Origin of the sequence: Billgrantia antri (assembly GCF_017868935.1) — a bacterium.
GTDB lineage: Bacteria > Pseudomonadota > Gammaproteobacteria > Pseudomonadales > Halomonadaceae > Halomonas > Halomonas antri.
Map to the genome: position 1 here is coordinate 2,621,980 of NZ_CP053383.1, position 18,610 is coordinate 2,640,589.

Here is an 18,610-nt window from a genome sequence, read left to right on the forward strand (position 1 = left end):
TGTTCGGGTAGGTGCCGGGGCACCTACCTAAAGGGCGTAACAATCCTTGTTACAACCGCAACAAAGGCAACTCCGATGACGGAAGCGGACCTCTCCTCGATTCGCACCGCCCTCGACGCCGGCGACTTCAAGCAGGCCCAGCAGCTGCTCGCCGAGATTGCGATGCCGCCCTCGGCCGAGCTGCTGGCGCTGCGAGCCCAGGCGGCTTACGGCACGGGCGACCTGGAAGGCACGCTGGCCGCCTATGGCGAGCTCTACCACCTGCACCTGGAAGCGAACCGCCTCCATGAGGCAGCCTTTGCCGCCGTCATGGTCGGCATGTACCTGATGATGGACACCGGCCTGATGGCCACGGTCCGCGCCTGGCTGTCGCGGGCGGAACGCCTGGTACAAGACGCGCCGGACAATCCCGTCTGGGCATGGCTCGCCGCCGTGCGCACCTATGAGCGCCTGATGTGCGGCGACATGCCGGGCACGGCGCAGTGGGCGCAACGGGCCATGGACGAAGGCCAACGGCACGGGCTGGTCCCGCCGCAGATCATCGGGCAGGTGGCGATGGCGCGGGTCCGCATCCATGACGGCGACCTGGAGGAAGGGCTGAGTGCGCTGGACGACGTCGCCGTGGAGCTGAGCTCCGGCCATCTCGACCCGCTCACCACGGGACAGATGTGGTGCGAGGTCATCTGCGCGATGCAGTGGATCGGCCAGCACGACCGCGCCGAGGAGTGGACCGAGGCGATGGAGCGCTGGCGCCATGGGGCGGCGTTCGGTGGGCTCAATGGCCGCTGCCGGGTGCACCGCGCGGAGATCATGCGCTTGCGCGGGCCATGCGACGCCGCCGAGCAGGAGGCGCTGCTGGCTTGCGAGGAGCTGCGCCCGTGGATGCGGCGGGAGTACGGCTGGCCGTTGACCGAACTCGGCAATGCGCGGCTGCGCAAGGGTGATTTCGCCGGTGCCGAGGAGGCGTTTCTCGCGGCGCATCAGAACGCCTGGCTGCCTCAGCCGGGCCTGGCGCTGCTGCGATTGGCCCAGGGCCGAGTCGATGAAGCGCTGTCCATGATCAACGGCGCCCTCGACCACCCGTTCGACGTGCCGTCGAAGGAGCGCCCACCTTCGGGAGGCCTGCAGCGGGCTCCCTTGCGCGATGCCCAGGTGGTCATTGCGCTGGCGGCCGGAGACGGCGACACGGCCCGCAGCGCCGCGGCAGACCTCGCGGAGATTGCCGGGACGTACCGCAGCCGCACGCTGCAGAACTCGGCGCTCGCCGCGCAGGGTCGCCTGGCGTTGTACGACGGTCAGGTGACCGATGCGATACGGCTTCTGAGCGAGGCCGTCATGGAGTGGGTCGCGCTGCGCATGCCGTTCGAGGCGGCCCAACTGCGCATCGAACTGGCGGCGGCGCACCGTGCGGCGGGCGACGAGAAGACGGCCGAGCTGGAGCTCGACGCGGCGTGTCGGGCCTTCGAGACCCTGCATGCCCTGCCCTGGGCGGAACTGGCCCGCGAAAGCGTGCCGGTCATGGCGGCGCGACAAGCGGCCGAGTTCGAGCAGTGCCTCTTCCGTTGCGAGGGAGACATGCGCACGGTGACGTTCGACGGCCTCACTGTCCATCTGAAGGATCTCAAGGGCATGCACTACCTGGAACGCCTTCTGACCGAGCCCGGCCGGGAATTTCATGTGCTCGATCTGGTGGCCGTGGAGCGTGGCTCGCTCCCGGTCGGCGGCTCTGCGGATGGCACCCGAAGCGATGTCCATTACGAACGGGGTCAGGCGGGGTTGGAAGTGTTCGACTCGAAGGCGCGTGAGGCCTACCGACAGCGACTCGCCGAGACCGAAGAGGACATTGCCGAGGCCGAAGCGAACAATGACTTCCACCGTGCTGAGCTGGCGCGTGCCGACCGTCAGTTCCTGATCGACGAGCTTCGTCGCGGGGTCGGCCTGGATGACCGGGCCCGAACCGTCGGTGACGGTCTGGAACGCGCTCGCACCAGTGCCACCCGCTCGCTGCGCTACGCCCTCAAGCGCATCTCGCAGCATCACCCGAGCCTCGGCGAGCACTTGGCGCGAACGATCCGCACCGGCAGCTATTTCGCCTACGAGCCCGACCCTCGCGTGCCGGTGCACTGGATGACCTGACGACTATAGGGACACATACTTCCTGCTGAGACACACTTCCCAAAGGTACTCTAAAAGAACCATACCTATCGTGTTGGTGATACCACTCCTCTATACTCGCCCCATGACTTACATTCTTTAACATGATTCGGCGCGCCTGATGACGCATCGCCCCGCCCCACATGCATTCAGACCCAGTCGCCGCCGATTCTTGGCTGGCCTGGGGGGGCTGTTGCTGGCCGCCGGGCTGGGATTCAATCCAACGGCGCTCGAGGCCCGAGTCAACCGCACACGCCTGCGCGACAGCATGCAGCGTCTCTACGGCAGTTCGGGTCTCGCCATTCTCGAAGAGTGGTTCTCACTGCTCGACCGGCTACAGACTGCCGACCTCGACACACAGCTGCGTGAGGTCAACGATTTCTTCAATCGCCGCGTGCGCTGGCTCGAGGATACCCAGATCTGGGGCGCCGAGGATTTCTGGGCCACACCGCTGGAAACCATGGGCAAGCGCCAGGGCGACTGCGAGGACTACTCGATCGCCAAGTACGTGACGCTCAAGGAACTCGGCGTGCCCGGCTCCCGACTGCGCATGATCTACGTTCGTGCCCGTATCGGCCGCAGCCAGATCGTGCAAGCCCATATGGTGCTGGGCTATTACGAGGTACCTACGGCAGTGCCGTTGATCCTCGACAATCTCGTGCCTTCCATCACGCCTGCCACCCAACGTACCGATCTCGACCCCGTGTTCAGCTTCAACAGCGAGGGCCTGTGGGCCGGCGGCTCCAGCCAGTCGCGGGCCGATCCGGTGGCACGGCTGTCACGCTGGCGCAGCGTGATCGAACGCATGCAGCAGCAAGGATTCATCTGATGACGAAGCCACACGACAAGAAGCGACAGATAAAGCGGCACGAATCAGGGCGTTCATTTCCGGGGGAAACGAAGACATGTCATTGATCAAGCAGCTCTGGCTGACCATAGCGACCCTGCTGCTGCTGGCCTTCGTCGGCAGCCTGCTCATCGGCGTGTCGAGCAGCCGTCATTACATCGAGCAGGAAATCGAGATCAAGAACAACGACAACGCCAATGCACTGGCCTTGTCGATGAGCCAGATGGAGAAGGATCCGGTCATTCTGGAGCTATTGCTGGCCGCTCAGTTCGATACCGGGCATTACCGTCACATCGAACTACGCGATGCCGCAGGCGATATCATCGAGCAGCGCACTGCCGGCGAGTATATCGATGACGTTCCGGACTGGTTCGTCAACTTGGTACGTTTCGACGTGCCCGCAGGCCATGCGGTGGTGCAGGACGGCTGGCAGCAGTACGGCACCCTGGAACTGGAAAGCCAGCACAGCTTTGCCTACCGCTCTCTATGGCGCAGCACCCTGGAGCTGGCCGGCTGGTTCGCGCTTGCCGGTGTCGCCAGCCTGCTGCTGGCGAACTGGATCGTGAGTACCATACGCCGCCCGCTGCGCAATGTTGTGAGCCAAGCGCAGGCCATCGGCCAACGCCGCTTCACTACGGCCAGCGAGCCGCGCACCCGGGAGCTGCGCGAAGTCGTCCAGGCCATGAACCAGCTCTCGCTGGCGGTCCGCCAGATGCTAGGCCAAGAGAGTGACAAGCTCGACCAGCTGCGGCGGCGCATGCAGCACGACCCGGTTACCGATACTCTTACCCGGGCGCCGTTCCTCGACCAGTTGCAGGCGCATCTCAAGAGCGAGAAGGACGATGCCAGCGGCACCCTGGCCCTGGTGCGGGTCGCGCGCCTGGCCGAACTCAACCAGCAGCTAGGGCATGCGGCAACCGATGCCCTGCTGGCACGGCTGGCACGGCGTCTCGAGCAGATCGCCAGGGCTCATGGCCATGGCACGGTTGGCCGCCTCAACGGCAGCGATTTCGGTGTGATCCTGCCGCGTCATCACGATCTCGAAGCGATTGGCGAAGCTCTCAAGCAACAGCTCGAAGCCCTGAACGGCGAGCAGGAGATCAGTCCCTCCCTACCCTCCGCTCTGCGTCAGTACAGCCAGGGTGAACGTCAGGCCGAACTTTTGGCCAGCCTCGATGGCGCCTTGGCATCGGCGGAAGCACGCGGTGAAAATGGTCAGGAAATCGTCGACCAGCCCGCCAGCAACGTGCTCTTTACACGTCATGACGAATGGCGCCAGGCCCTTGGCGATGCCCTCCGCCAAGGCGTCCTCCTGGCACACTATCCCGTGCTCGATGCGCAGGGTCAGTTGATTCACCATGAGGTGCCGTCACGACTGCGCCTGAAAGGCGAATGGCGTCCGGCGGGAGTCTTCCTGCCTTGGGTATCCCGTCTGGCGATGGCGCCGACACTCGACCTCGCCGTGGTCTCTGCGGCGATCGCCGACGTCGAGTCCAGCGATAAGGCGGTGGCAATCAACCTTTCCGCCGAATCGCTCAATGATGGGCACTTCGTCGGTGAGCTGCTCTCTCGCGTCAGTGCTCACCATGGCATTGCCGACAGGCTATGGTTCGAGCTGCCACAGTCCGTTGCCATGCAACAGCCCCAGGCGCTGAAGACGCTCTGCCATGCTCTGCTTGGGCTGGGCTGCCGGGTCGGCCTGGAACACGTCGGCACGCAGTTCGGCAAGATCGAGGGGCTACAGGATCTTGGCTTGAGCTTCATGAAGATCGACGGCGCGCTGAGCCAGGAGATCGAGAGCCGCAGCGATCAGCAGAGCCTGCTGCGCGGCATGGCCACGCTGGCCCACTCGCTCGGTATCATTGCCATTGCGGAAGGTGTGGAAAGCCAGGCAGCGGCAAAAGCGCTCTTCGAGCTGGGGCTGGACGGCGTGACGGGGCCGGGGATTCGCCATCGGGAAGGCAGCGGCGGAAACGGCCCATGGCGGCATACATGAGACAGCAAGGCCGGCAATCGCCGGCCTTCTCGTTTCGATCTGTCATTTCAAACGACAACGTATCAGATAACGCCGTCGTCGCCATCCGACATCAGCCCTACGCTGTTTCTGCGCTTGCGCAGCGACTGGCGCTCCATCAGCTTCTGCTGGGCGGGCTCGGGTAAATCGGTAAAACTGATCACGCCCTTGTCCATCAGCACGTTGATCACGTCCTCGAGTACCCGCACGAAAGCCAGGTCGGATTTGGATAGCGCCAGGTTCTCGGCGTCATCCTCCGCGACGAAGCTCTGAAGCTCGGGTGAACACGGCGGCACGAATTCACGGCACTCTGCCGTTGCCTCACGGCTAACTTGCACGACCTGGCCCGATTCGTTGCGCTTGATGTACATGGCTCTGCCCTTGAATGGTCCTTACGTAGAGTAACAAACGCCCTGCCCGGTGTCTCCAGGCAGGGCGCAGTGTCTAGCTCAGCGGTACGTTACTGGTCGATTTGCAGTTGCCCGCTCTCCAGCATTTCCTGAAGGAAGTCCGCCGAGCTGACTTCTCCCATGTTGTAGTTCTCGAGCACGATCACCTGGGTGGCGTTGCTGCCGTCCACATTGATACCGCCTTCGTGGTTGATATAAAGCACGGTATCCGAGCCCTGCTGTGCCGCGACGATGAAGCTGTCGATGGTTTCGACACTTTCACTCTGCAACAGGTCCGCCAGGTCCAGCACGTCCTCGCCGACACCGAAGTCCTTGATGGTATCGACGGCCGGTGTGCTCTCCCCGCCTTGGTCGCCCAGGCTCCACTGGAAGACATCGTCGCCATCGCCGCCGATGAGGATGTCATCGCCTTCGGTACCGTGTACCACGTCGTCGCTATCAGTGCCGGTGATCTCATAAGTACCGTCTTCGGTGGTCTTGACGGAAACCGTGAACGCTGCGGTCGCCAGATCCCCGTCTGCATCCGAGCCGGTCAGCTCAAAGTCGAGTTGGTAATCGTCCGGGTAGATCTGGGTCACGTAGCTGGTCGAGATTCCATCGATCTTGAAGCTGTTATTACCAGCCGGACGCAGTTCCATATAGTCGACATTGAGGGTCGGGTCGATATTGAAGACGAACTCCCCATCGGCGGTCGCCAGTGTGGCCGTATAGACTCGCGACGACCCATCCTCGTCATAGACGGTCAGCTTGGCCTGGTCACCCGCCTTGGTCCCTCCCGTGCCGGATACACTGAAGACGAAGGAGGAAATACCGATCACTCCCGCATCGCCCACGGGCCGGACATCAAACCTCAGCATGTCATTCTTGTTGCCCTGCACCACGTTAGAATGCACGCCCAAGTCCGTTGACGACAGGCTGACATTCGCTCGACCACCGTTACTGAATGCCTCGACGGCGAGTTCAAACTTCCCATCGAAGACATCCGCTGAGAACAGGTAGGCGTCCTTGCCCCCTTCCTTGTAGAAGCCATCTGGATCGAAGGCGCTCAACAAACTCTCTATTTCCGTCTCGACGACAGGAGCGGGAGATACCAGCTCGAAGCTGTAGGTACCGTCGGCGTTCAATGTGAGATGGAAGAACTCAAAGGAACCCGATTGCGCAGTGTAGGTAATCGAGGTCAAGGATGTACCGGTAACGATCAGCTCGTAGCCTGCCGGCATTCCCGACCAGATCAGTGAACTTTCACCGAAGCTGTCGAGGAAGCCTTGGCTATCAGCCCCCACGTCGAATTCATAGACACCATCGTACGCTCCGGCTACGTTCCCGATAGCCAGGTTGAGGCTGGTCAGGCTGGGTGTGTCGTCGATGACGTCCACGGTCAGCGTTGCTTCTGCTGTGCTGCCACCCACGCCGCTTACGCTCAGCGCCACGCTGTCGGTCAGAGAGCCATCGGTGCTGCTCCCCGTAGCCCCATGCACCTGGGCCTCACTCAGGGTGTAGGTGTAGCTGACGGTGCCTGCTATGGCCGTACCGCTGAAGCCAGTCAGGAGAAGCGTACCCATGCTGGTTACGATGGCGCCAGAGGGCGACGAGGCAGTAAAGCCTTGCAATTGGGCCAGAGTGAAGCTCTGTCCACCCACAGTGACGCTGGCGATGCCATCACTAGCCGAGACCTGGAAGCTGCCCGTCGCTGTCTCGCTCGTGTTGGCCACGGAGGTCAGGCCAGCTTCGTGGACGGTGCTGTCGGCGCCGCTGGCATTGACGATCACCTGGGCACTGTCGTCCGCGCCCTGGAGGGAGAGGCTCAGGGTGGCGCTGGATGTGTCGCCATCGGCATCGGTGATGGTATAGCCAAGTTCGAAGTTCAGCAGGTCATCGGCGTTCAAAGCCTGCACGGCGGCCAGGCTGTTATCGAGGGTGAAGCTCCAGCTTCCGTCGGAATTCAGTACCAGCGTTCCGTATTGGCCGATGTCGGTCAACTGTGCCGCGCTGGCGTTCCAGGTCATGCCCGCGCTACTCCCAGCGGAACCATCGGCGCCAAAGCTGTCGTTGCTGAGCACGTTGCCGCTGAGCACGTTCTGGGCGGCATCTTCCGTGACGGTGCCACCCGGGTCGTTGCTGGCCTGCGGCACGTCGTCGACGATGCTGACGGTCAGGCTGTCGCTGGCGGTGCTGCCGTCGCTGTCGGTGACGACCAGGGAGAAGCTGTCGCCGGTGGCGTCGCCGCTGGTCGGCCCACTCAGGGTGTAGGTCCAGCTGTAGCTGCCGCCCGCCCCCGGCGTGACCACCAGGCTGCCGTGGCTGCCGGTGATGGTGCCGCCGGCGGTGACGTTGACGCCGTTGATTACCAGGCTCGCTAGGCCGTCATTGCCGGTGTCGATGACGAAGGTACCGCTGGTGACGTGGGAGTCATCGCCCGCCGCACTGCCGCCCGGCAGGCCGGCCTCGGCAACACTGTCGCTATCGGCGTTGACGGCAATGGTGGGCTCGGAGTCGGGAGCGACGGTCACGGTCAGAGTGGCGCTGGCGATGTCGCCATCGGCGTCGGTGATGGTGTAGTCGATCACCGCATCGCCTTCGAAGCCAGGCGCCGGGGTGAAGGTGACTTGGCCGTTGGCCGCGAAGCTCAGCGTGCCATGGCTCGGGTTGCGCAGGCTCGCCGCGGTCAGCGTGGCGCCATCGGCACCGGCGGTGTCGTTGCCCATCACGTTGACGGTGATGGGAGTGTCTTCACCGGTATTGGCGGTGTCGTCCGATGCCAGAGGATTATCATCGACAATGGTAAGCTGGAGCGTACCATTAGCGCTGCCGCTACTGCTCGATACGGTATAGACCAGACCGGCAAGCGCTTCGCCCATCCCCTCCGCATGCAGCAGGCTGTTCACCTGTGTAACGGTAAAGGCGCCGGTAGAGGGATTGATCTGAATGCTGAAGATCGCGACGCCACGGGCTTCGGAAGCCGCCTGCAGCGTATTGGTGCCAGCATTCCAGCTGAATGCGAGCGTCTCACCGCCCACCTGCTGTGTGGCTCCATCCATGGCGGCGAAAGACACGCTGCCACCACTACCGGAACCGAAGGTAAAGGGAAGCACGCCACTGGCTACCGAGCCAGGCTCATTCAATGTCTCTATATCGAGCAGCGTGGCGTCGAATCTTCCCGCAGTCGGCGGGATGTCGACAGGTTCTTGCGGTTCTTGCGGCTCCTCCACTTCCTCGGCTTCCGTCAATAGGAAAGCCCCGCCCTGCTCTTCCGGCGGGCCACCCAAGTCGTTCAGCCCGAAGTTAAACGCCAGGGGATCGACGTATTCGGCAATGCGGGCCAGACGCACGAAGCTATGCCCACCATCGGCCCCACCACCGGGGCCGGCTCCTGCAGCGGTGGCATCGAGCACGTCAAGCAGGTCAATCGACTCGTCATCCAGCGCTGTCAGCAGCGCTTGAAGATCCTCGTCGAGGGCCGCGAAGTCGCTCGCATCGACCGGCTGGTCGGCACCCAACTCCTGGGTCATGACCACCTGCTCGCCACCCTGTATCACGGTGGGATCGAGGTTGTCGCCAAAGTCTAGCTGCACATCCCCTCCATTGGATGTGATGACGGTTTCTCCTTCCTGCAGTGCGTCTCCGACGCGGAGTTCACGCAGGTTGCCCGAGGCATCACGAGCCCAGGCCTGACCGGAGATAGACAGAACAGTTGCAATAGACATGAGAAGTTACCCCGCAAAGTGGAAGAACTTTTTACGAGGCTCGCCACGGCCAAACGGTCCGTGCCTGGAGGGGCGTGCTTAAGGTGAAGTATGAGCCAAGGCTTACAGCGCGATATTGGACCGTAGTACAGGGTGGAGAAAAGAGTTGAGTCCAATCAAGAGGCAATGTGAGTGATTATCAATAAAAAAAGCGCCCAGCCTAGGCTGGGCGCTTTAACTCCTTACGGTAAATCAGTCGATATTGAGGCTCGACTTCAGCGCCTCGAGATCCCCGCTGAAGTTCTCCAGCACGATGACCTGGTCGGCCAATGTATTGTCGAAGCTGCCCTCATCGGTTCCAAAGTTGCCTTCAGTACTGATGTAGAGCGTAGTCGTGCCGCTCCCATCGGCTTCGAAGCGCAGGTGCTCGGGGCCGTTGCCATCGCTGAGCAATTCGCTCAAGTCGAGACTATCGCCTTCCTCCAGCGAGAAGTCCTTGACCGTGTCGGTAGCGGCACCGCCCTCTTCGCCCTGGTCACCAAGTTTCCAGGCGAAGGTATCTGCACCAAGGCCGCCAACGAGAGTGTCGTTGCCTGCGCCGCCGTTGAGGGTGTCGTCACCCGCCCCACCGATCAGGATATCATTACCGGCACCACCGCTTAGGGTATCGTTACCGCCATCGGGACGGACGCTATCCACCAGGTCCTGCCAGTTATCCCTGACGTAGGCAATGACCTCTGCATCGCTCGGCGCTTCACCCGGAGTGCCCTCCGCCCAGCGTAGGTACTCGACCAGTCCTGCATAGCCCAGTCCATCGTGGCTGCCAGCAGTAAACGATTCACCGGAATCGCCGTTGGTCCACTCCAGATGATCCGTATTGACGCTGTCACCGAAGATGATGTCGTCGCCATCGCCTCCATTGAGCACGTCGTCGCCCAGCTCGGCTAGCTCGTCGCTGCTTGAGCCGCCCTGCAGCGCAGCGGCTAGATCCTCGGCAGTATTGACGATATCGACTTCGCCAACGGGGCCCGTGACGCTTTCATATTGAGGATACTGGCCAAATATATCCCACCAAGGATACCCAACGAAGAAGGTCTCGGTCCCCTCCCCTGAATCATCCGTATTATCGAAGAATCTCAGGTAATTCTCACTGACTCCGTTCCCGATGCCGGTTCCGTGCACCTGGCTGATGTTGCTCAGCGCTTCGAAGGCCTCGACGGAATTCTTGAACACTTCATAGCTGGTCTCATCTCCCGGGCCACGCAGATTTCCGTCCGAGTCGTAGTACTTCGTCGGATCACCGTCGGTCAGGAAGTAGGTCAGGTTCTTGAAGCCATCGCCGGCAGAAGCTCCACCGCCGCTCTGGGCATTGAACCAGGAAACGGCCTGATCGAACGCCGCCTCGAAGTTGGTCCATCCATCCGCAGAAAGCGCATTGATCGCCGAGATGAGCTGGCCAACATTACCAGCGCTCAGATTCTGTATGCTGGCCGAGCTGGTGGCGTGGGACGAGAAAGCCACCAGTTGCACGTTGACCGTACCGTCATGGTCCTTGAGCTGGTTGGCCAGGTTTAGCAGCGCCTGCTTGGTCAAGTCCATCCGGCTCAGGCTGCCGCTCCCGGAGGCTTCCGCCATGCTGCCGGAGGCATCGACGATCAACGAGATATTATAATTCTGGCCGGGTTCGGTGATGGTCACATTGCCACCGCGATCGCCGATCAATACATCGTCGCCCCCGTCGCCTTGCAAAGTATCATCGACATTGTTGCCGACACCCAGAATTGGGGTAGGCGCATCCGCTTCGGAGGTCACGGTGAAGCTATCCGTTACGGAATCCCCGTCGCCGTCCACACCCTCGACATGTACCGTGAAGTCCATGGAGTCGGCAGGGGCTGTGTCCGTATAGGAGATGTCGGTGAAGGATACTTTGACTCCATCTGTACCCGTTATCGTCACCGTGTTGAAGCCGGTGATATCGACACCCTGATCCTGCGCAGCTGCCAGCAATTGATCGGAAGTAATCTCGAGGGCAGACGCACCTGCGGAGACCGGAACTTCAATCACCACGGATGCTTCGCCATCTTCCAGTGTTACAGCCAATGTACCGGCCTTGTTAACAACAGCGATACCCAAGCTGAAGTGTGACAACATACCGGCAAATTCTATCTCGAAACTTTCGCCCGCATCGAACCAGGTGTTTCCGATGCCGAACGCGTGCCCAGTCCCGAACGTATTGGCATTGAATTGTTCCTGCTGGTTGCTATTTAGCAGAGTCAGTGTGGCAAAGCCAAAGTCGTACTCGGGTTGGGGCGAATTGCCAATGGCCTGCGCCAGATCGAATTCCGCAGTCTCTCCTGGGCGGGCAGCATGCTGTTCGACGGTATAGGTTTTGCCATCGTCATTCAGCGTAACGGTAAAGATCTTCGTGCCGTCTGGTGCATTAATGTCGATGGATGCACCTCCGGCATCGCTCGTCGTCCAGCCATCCGGTAGACCAGAAATCCCGGTAATCGCCAGCGAAGCGCCTTCCTCGTCGGCACCCGTTTCGAATTCCAGTGTACCTTCCACCGTTCCTGCCTCGTTGGGCATAGTGGTGTCGGAAACCTCGCCGATGCTAGGACCATCATCGTTGATTGAAATCGCCAGGCTGGTATCGGCCGTGTCATCGTCACTATCAGTGACACGTACAGCGAAGTTCTCTGCCTTTTGGTCATCTACCCCGACCAGACCTTCTTCAGGATGGTCAGAGGCCGCCTGCAGGGTGTAGCTCCAATTGCCATCAGCGTCGACAAGCAGAATGCCGTATTTGCCTTCGACACTGGTGGTCTGGCCTGTAGTGAGGTCGATGGAAACCCAAGTGCCGTTCTTGTCCTGGACTTCGATCTTGGCCAACGTGTCGCCGCCAGTCTCGATGCTCATAGTTCCTGAGGTCGACACATTTCCACCACCGGAGCCATTGGGCAGCGCGGCTTCCCAGACAACACCCTGACCACCATTAGCAATGATCTCAACGGTCGGCTCGGAGTCGTCCTGCAGGGTCAGGATCACCGTGGCGGTGCTCTCGTCGCCATCGGCGTCGGTGACGGTGTAGTCGAAGCTCACCCCCCCTTCCTCACCCGCCGCCGGGGTGTAGGTGAAGGTGCCGTCTTCGTTGTACACCAGCGTGCCGCTGCCGGTGAGGCTGCCGGCCACCAGGGCCACGCCGCTGGTCAGGTCGACGCCGTCGGCGCCACTCGTGTCGTTGGCGAACACGTCGATGCTGACCGGGGCGTTCTCTTCGGCCTGGCTCGCCGCGTCGTCCGCCGCCTGCGGCACGTCGTCGACAATGTCGATGACCAGGCTGTCGCTGGCTTCGTCGCCGTCGCTGTCGGTCACGACCACGTTGAAGCTGTCGCTGGTCGTGTCACCATCGGTGGCGCCGTCCAGGGTGTATTCCCAGCTGTACTCACCGTTGGCGAGACTGACGACCAGGGTGCCGTGGGTGCCGTTGACCGTGCCGCCGCCAGTGACGTTCACGCCATTGATGACCAGCGACTGCAGACCGTCGTTGCCGGTGTTGATGGCCAAGGTGCCGCTGGTGGCGTGGGAGCCGTCGTTGGCACTGCCGTTCGGCAGGCCGGCTTCGTCGACGCTGGTCTGGCCGTCGTTGACGTCGGGTCCGCTGACCTCGATGGTCGGCTCGGAGTCGTCCTGCAGGGTCAGGGTCACCGTGGCGGTGCTCTCGTCGCCATCGGCGTCAGTGACGGTGTAGTCGAAGCTCACCACCCCTTCCTCACCCGCCGCCGGGGTGTAGGTGTAGGTGCCGTCTTCGTTGTACACCAGCGTGCCGCTGCCGGTGAGGCTGCCTGCCACCAGGGCCACGCCGCTGGTCAGGTCGACGCCGTCGGCGCCACTCGTATCGTTGGCGAACACGTCGATGCTGACCGGGGCGTTCTCTTCGGTCTGGCTCGCCGCGTCGTCCGCCGCCTGCGGCACGTCGTCGACAATGTCGATGACCAGGCTGTCGCTGGCTTCGTCGCCGTCGCTGTCGGTCACGACCACGTTGAAGCTGTCGCTGGTCGTGTCACCGTCGGTGGCGCCGTCCAGGGTGTATTCCCAGCTGTACTCACCGTTGGCGAGACTGACGACCAGGGTGCCGTGGGTGCCGTTGACCATGCCGCCGCCAGTGACGTTCACGCCGTTGATGACCAGCGACTGCAGACCGTCGTTGCCGGTGTTGATGGCCAAGGTGCCGCTGGTGGCGTGGGAGCCGTCGTTGGCACTGCCGTTCGGCAGGCCGGCTTCGTCGACGCTGGTCTGGCCGTCGTTGACGTCGGGTCCGCTGACCTCGATGGTCGGCTCGGAGTCTTCCGCCACGGTTACGGTCAGCGTGGCGCTGGAGGTGTCGCCGTCAGCGTCGGTGACGGTGTAGTCGATCACCGCGTCGCCTTCGAAACCCGCTGCCGGAGTGAAGGTGACTTCACCATTGGCGCCGAAGGTAAGACTGCCCTGGCTCGGGTTACGCAAACTGGCCGCGGTCAGGGTGGCGCCGTCGGCGCCTTCGATGTCGTTGTCCATCACGTTATAGGTAATGGCAGTGTCTTCCGCGGTCTCGGCGACATCGTTGACGGCGGTAGGGCCGTCATCAAGGAAATAGATAACCTGTCCAATATCGATCGTGGCACTGGCGCTGTCGCCGTCTCCATCTACGATGGTGTCGGTGAGGAAAATCACGTCGGCCAGGATATTGGCCGGGTCGCTCTCGCCCACGGCGCCCTGCAGCGAGTGCTTCACGGCGCGATGTTGCTCCAGGCTCACGACGCCGTTGCCATCGACAGTCAGAGTAAAGACCGGCACTTGCTCGCCACCGACCTCCACATAGCCGACGATACTGCCGTTCTCATCTGTTTTGACGAGGACCGGCTCGCCAGTTTGCGTATCGACCAGCCCCGAGTCGGCCCCCTCGGCTTTGATGCTGAGAGCGTAATCATGGGATGCCACACCGTCGGCACCGCCATCGACATCGAAGTGACCGGAGAAGTCGAAGGCAACACTCTCACCTAAGTTGGCTTCGTCAGAGGTCAGGTCGGCAGGGGACCACTCGACCTTGATATTGACGTCATTGAAATCCTTGTCGCCACCGCCATAGACATCTTCCCAGTTGATGTCACCCGCTTCGACATTGTTCTCGACATGAGAACCGCCATCTGGGTTGAGAGCCGGATCGTTGAAGAGTACCGGCGCATTTTGCCCGCTCAACGGGTCGCCATCTTGGGTGACAGCCACCCAGACTCCATCAACCTGCTGGAAGGTCACTTCTGTCTCATTCGTCAGGCCAGGATTGAGGTTGGCTCCATTGGGAATGAGGAAATAACCCAACTCTCCCGGTGCATAGCCCTCAATCTCGTAGACCCCACCCTTGTCACTCTTGACGTTCCCCCAAACCACCATACCCGTGGTCGGTTCACCATTTTCGCCCTTGACGTAGTAGCCAAAGCTATTGGCATACCCGGCATGGCTATCCAGATTGGTGATGGTCACCTTATGGCCTGAAGGTTGGATACCTTCAATGCTTGGGCCATCATCGGCGAAGCTGATCTGGTTATCCAGGTCGATACTGGCACTGGTTGTATCATGATCGGCGTCGATTACCGTCGCCATGAGCTTCAACCCACTGCCGCTCAGACCGAGACTATCGTTGTGATCGCTGGTATTGGGGTGCGACAGGGCGAGATACTGAGTAAGACTCACCTCTCCCGTCTCGGCATTGACTGAAATGATGAAGGCAAGCTCGCCACCTTCGGTGCGACCTTCGATCACGCCTTCGTTGTCGACGAGCAGGATAGCTTCCCCGCTGGCAGTCGATGTCAGAGCGGTTGTGCCGTCGCCCTCAATGCTCAGGCTGTAGCTGACAGCACCCTCGCCGTCAGCACCAAAGGAAATGCCAAAGGCGTTAGAGAAATCGGCATTTGCCGGCTCGCCCAGGGCTGTCTCATCGACACTCAGGTCGGCCAGGTCGCTAGTATCGGGCTCGATGCTCGGCTCGGCATCGCCGATGGTCAGCACGCCGCCCAGATCGACTTCCAGCGTGTCGCTGATGCTGTCACCGTCGCTGTCGGTCACGGTGACCGTGGCCGAAACGCCGATTATGCCGGCAGGCAGGCTCAGGCTGTTTTCGCCTTCGCCATGGTCTACCGGGCCCGACTGGGTCACGGTGAGCGCGCCGGTGTCGGCATCGAGCTCGATGCGCAGGACCTCGGTGCCGTCGGCACTACCGATGACGACGCCGTCGACCAGCGTGAAGACGATCGGCTCGCCGCCGCTGGTGAGGTCGTGCTGGGCCTCGCCCAGGGTCAGGGCGTAGCCGTCGATCACGGTGCTGCCCGCGCCGTCGGCACCGTACTGGGCGTCGACGGCGGCACTGAAGGCCGCCGCCACGCTGCCGGTGGCCACGGAGGTGCCGTCGAGGGTGTCGCTGTCCTGGGTTTCGAGGGTCACGTCGCTCAGGTCGACATCGCCCAGCTCGACGCTCGGCATATCGTCGACGATGGTGATGCTGCCGCTGAGGTCGGCGCTCAGGCTATCGCTGACCACGTCGCCGTCGCTGTCGGTCACGGTGACCGTGGCTTCTACGCCGACCAGGCCGGCCGGTAGGCCGACGCTGTCGGTGCCCTGCTCGGCATGGTCTACCGGGCCCGACTGGGTCACGGTGACCGCGCCGGTGTCGGCATCGAGCTCGATGCGCAGGACCTCGGTGCCGTCGGCACTACCGATGACGACGCCGTCGACCAGCGTGAAGACGATCGGCTCGCCGCCGCTGGTGAGGTCGTGCTGGGCCTCGCCCAGGGTCAGGGCGTAGCCGTCGATCACGGTGCTGCCCGCGCCGTCGGCACCGTACTGGGCGTCGACGGCGGCACTGAAGGCCGCCGCCACGCTGCCGGTGGCCACGGAGGTGCCGTCGAGGGTGTCGCTGTCCTGGGTTTCGAGGGTCACGTCGCTCAGGTCGACATCGCCCAGCTCGACGCTCGGCATATCGTCGACGATGGTGATGCTGCCGCTGAGGTCGGCGCTCAGGCTATCGCTGACCACGTCGCCGTCGCTGTCGGTCACGGTGACCGTGGCTTCTACGCCGACCAGGCCGGCCGGTAGGCCGACGCTGTCGGTGCCCTGCTCGGCATGGTCTACCGGGCCCGACTGGGTCACGGTGACCGCGCCGGTGTCGGCATCGAGCTCGATGCGCAGGACCTCGGTGCCGTCGGCACTACCGATGACGACGCCGTCGACCAGCGTGAAGACGATCGGCTCGCCGCCGCTGGTGAGGTCGTGCTGGGCCTCGCCCAGGGTCAGGGCGTAGCCGTCGATCACGGTGCTGCCCGCGCCGTCGGCACCGTACTGGGCGTCGACGGCGGCACTGAAGGCCGCCGCCACGCTGCCGGTGGCCACGGAGGTGCCGTCGAGGGTGTCGCTGTCCTGGGTTTCGAGGGTCACGTCGCTCAGGTCGACATCGCCCAGCTCGACGCTCGGCATGTCGTCGACGATGGTGATGCTGCCGCTGAGGTCGGCGCTCAGGCTATCGCTGACCACGTCGCCGTCGCTGTCGGTCACAGTGACCGTGGCTTCTACGCCGACCAGGCCGGCCGGCAGGCCGACGCTGTCGGTGCCCTGCTCGGCATGGTCTACCGGGCCCGACTGGGTCACGGTGACCGCGCCGGTGTCGGCATCGAGCTCGATGCGCAGGACCTCGGTGCCGTCGGCACTGCCGATGACGACGCCGTCGATTAGCGTGAAGACGATCGGCTCGCCGCCGCTGGTGAGGTCGTGCTGGGCCTCGCCCAGGGTCAGGGCGTAGCCGTCGATCACGGTGCTGCCCGCGCCGTCGGCGCCGTACTGGGCGTCGACGGCGGCACTGAAGGCCGCCGCCACGCTGCCGGTGGCCACGGAGGTGCCGTCGAGGGTGTCGCTGTCCTGGGTTTCGAGGGTCACGTCGCTCAGGTCGACATCGCCCAGCTCGACGCTCGGCATATCGTCGACGATGGTGATGCTGCCGCTGAGGTCGGCGCTCAGGCTATCGCTGACCACGTCGCCGTCGCTGTCGGTCACGGTGACCGTGGCTTCTACGCCGACCAGGCCGGCCGGTAGGCCGACGCTGTCGGTGCCCTGCTCGGCATGGTCTACCGGGCCCGACTGGGTCACGGTGAGCGCGCCGGTGTCGGCATCGAGCTCGATGCGCAGGACCTCGGTGCCGTCGGCGCTGCCGATGACGACGCCGTCGACCAGCGTGAAGACGATCGGCTCGCCGCCGCTGGTGAGGCTGTGCTGGGCTTCGCCCAGGGTCAGGGCGTAGCCGTCGATCACGGTGCTGCCCGCGCCGTCGGCGCCGTACTGGGCGTCGACGGCGGCACTGAAGGCCGACGCCACGCTGCCGGTGGCCACGGAGGTGCCGTCGAGGGTGTCGCTGTCCTGGGTCTCGAGGGCCACGTCGCTCAGGTCGACGTCGCCCAGCTCGACGCTCGGCGCATCATCCAGAATGGTGATGTTCAGCGTGCCAGAAGCCGTGCCACTGGTGCTGGTTACGGTATAGACCAGGCTGGCCAGCGCCTCATCCATGCCTTCTTCGTGCAGCAGGTTGTTCAACTGCGTGAGAGTGAACTCCCCGGTGCCGGGATTGACCTCGATGGTGAAGATATTGAGTTCACGCGCAGGCGAGAAAGCAGTCAACGTATTGCTGGAAGCGTTCCAGCTATAGGTGATGCTCTCCTGGCCGATCTGGGCTTGTACGCCGTCCATGTCTGCGAAGGTCACGCTGCCATTGACGCCTGTGCCAAAGGAGAACGGCAGCACGCCGGTTACCACGGACCCTGACTCGCTAAGGGTCTCGGCATCAAACAGGGAAGCATCGAGAAGGCCGGCAGATGGCTCGACGATCTCGAAGAAGGCGCCTTCGGTTTCTGGCAGGTCGCTCGCCTGCCCCAGACCGAACTCGAACGCCAGCGGGTTGACGTCCTCTGCAATTCGCGCCAGGCGCACGAAACTATGGCCGCCATCGGCACCACCACCCGGGCCGGCACCCGCCGCGGTGGCATCGAGCACGTCGAGCAGATCGACACTGTCGTCGTCCAGTGCCGTCAACAGGGCTTCAAGATCTTCATCCAGGGCTGCGAACTCGGAAGCATCGGCGGGTTCGTCACCATCGAGCTCGGGCATCATGACCACTTGCTCGCCATTCTCGATGAGCGCCGCCTCGAGGCCATCGCCAAAGTCGAGTTGGGCGCTACCATTGTCAGAGGTGACCAGCACCTCTCCCTCCTGGAGGGTATCGCCCACGCGCAGCTCACGCAGGTTACCTTCGGCATCGCGTGCCCAGGCCTGACCGGTGATCGAAATGACGGTGGCAATGGCCATGTCTTATCTCCCTGATGATCTTCGTTATTGTGACTCAGCCGTACGACGCCCCTGCGTTATGACGGCCCATGGAGAAGCACAGTAAGTTACATGTCGAAACAAAAATATTGGACCGATGGAC

The 18,610-nt window shown here is 62.7% G+C and carries 6 protein-coding genes; 3 read left to right on the forward strand and 3 right to left on the reverse strand.

The features are described 5' to 3' along the window. Window positions 1-75: 75 nt before the first annotated feature. The 3 genes from HNO53_RS12225 to HNO53_RS12235 all read left to right on the forward strand — a co-directional run bounded on the left by HNO53_RS12225 (window position 76) and on the right by HNO53_RS12235 (window position 4,997). Window positions 76-2,136 carry an ATP-binding protein gene (locus HNO53_RS12225; RefSeq protein ID WP_209472419.1) on the forward strand — a complete coding sequence of 687 codons (2,061 nt, stop codon included), beginning with the start codon at window positions 76-78 and terminating at the stop codon, window positions 2,134-2,136. Between the two features lie 139 nt (window positions 2,137-2,275). Then, the gene (locus HNO53_RS12230; protein ID WP_209472421.1) at window positions 2,276-2,983 is read left to right on the forward strand and encodes a transglutaminase-like cysteine peptidase; all 708 of its coding nucleotides are present in this window, start codon (window positions 2,276-2,278) and stop codon (window positions 2,981-2,983) included. A gap of 76 nt (window positions 2,984-3,059) precedes the next feature. Continuing rightward, entirely contained in the window at window positions 3,060-4,997 is a 1,938-nt protein-coding gene (locus tag HNO53_RS12235; protein ID WP_209472423.1) for an EAL domain-containing protein, read from the forward strand. Between the two features lie 62 nt (window positions 4,998-5,059). Here the strand turns inward: HNO53_RS12235 and HNO53_RS12240 are convergent, their stop codons facing one another. From HNO53_RS12240 to HNO53_RS12250, 3 genes are all read right to left on the reverse strand, one after another. Next, window positions 5,060-5,386 carry a tryptophan synthase subunit beta like protein gene (locus tag HNO53_RS12240; protein WP_209472425.1) on the reverse strand — a complete coding sequence of 109 codons (327 nt, stop codon included), beginning with the start codon at window positions 5,384-5,386 and terminating at the stop codon, window positions 5,060-5,062. An 89-nt stretch (window positions 5,387-5,475) separates the two neighbouring features. Beyond that, on the reverse strand, window positions 5,476-9,129 hold the full coding sequence (locus tag HNO53_RS12245) for a retention module-containing protein (RefSeq protein WP_209472427.1): 3,654 nt from the start codon (window positions 9,127-9,129) through the stop codon (window positions 5,476-5,478). Window positions 9,130-9,360: 231 nt separating this feature from the next. After that, window positions 9,361-18,489 carry a retention module-containing protein gene (locus HNO53_RS12250; protein ID WP_209472429.1) on the reverse strand — a complete coding sequence of 3,043 codons (9,129 nt, stop codon included), beginning with the start codon at window positions 18,487-18,489 and terminating at the stop codon, window positions 9,361-9,363. Window positions 18,490-18,610 lie beyond the last annotated feature (121 nt).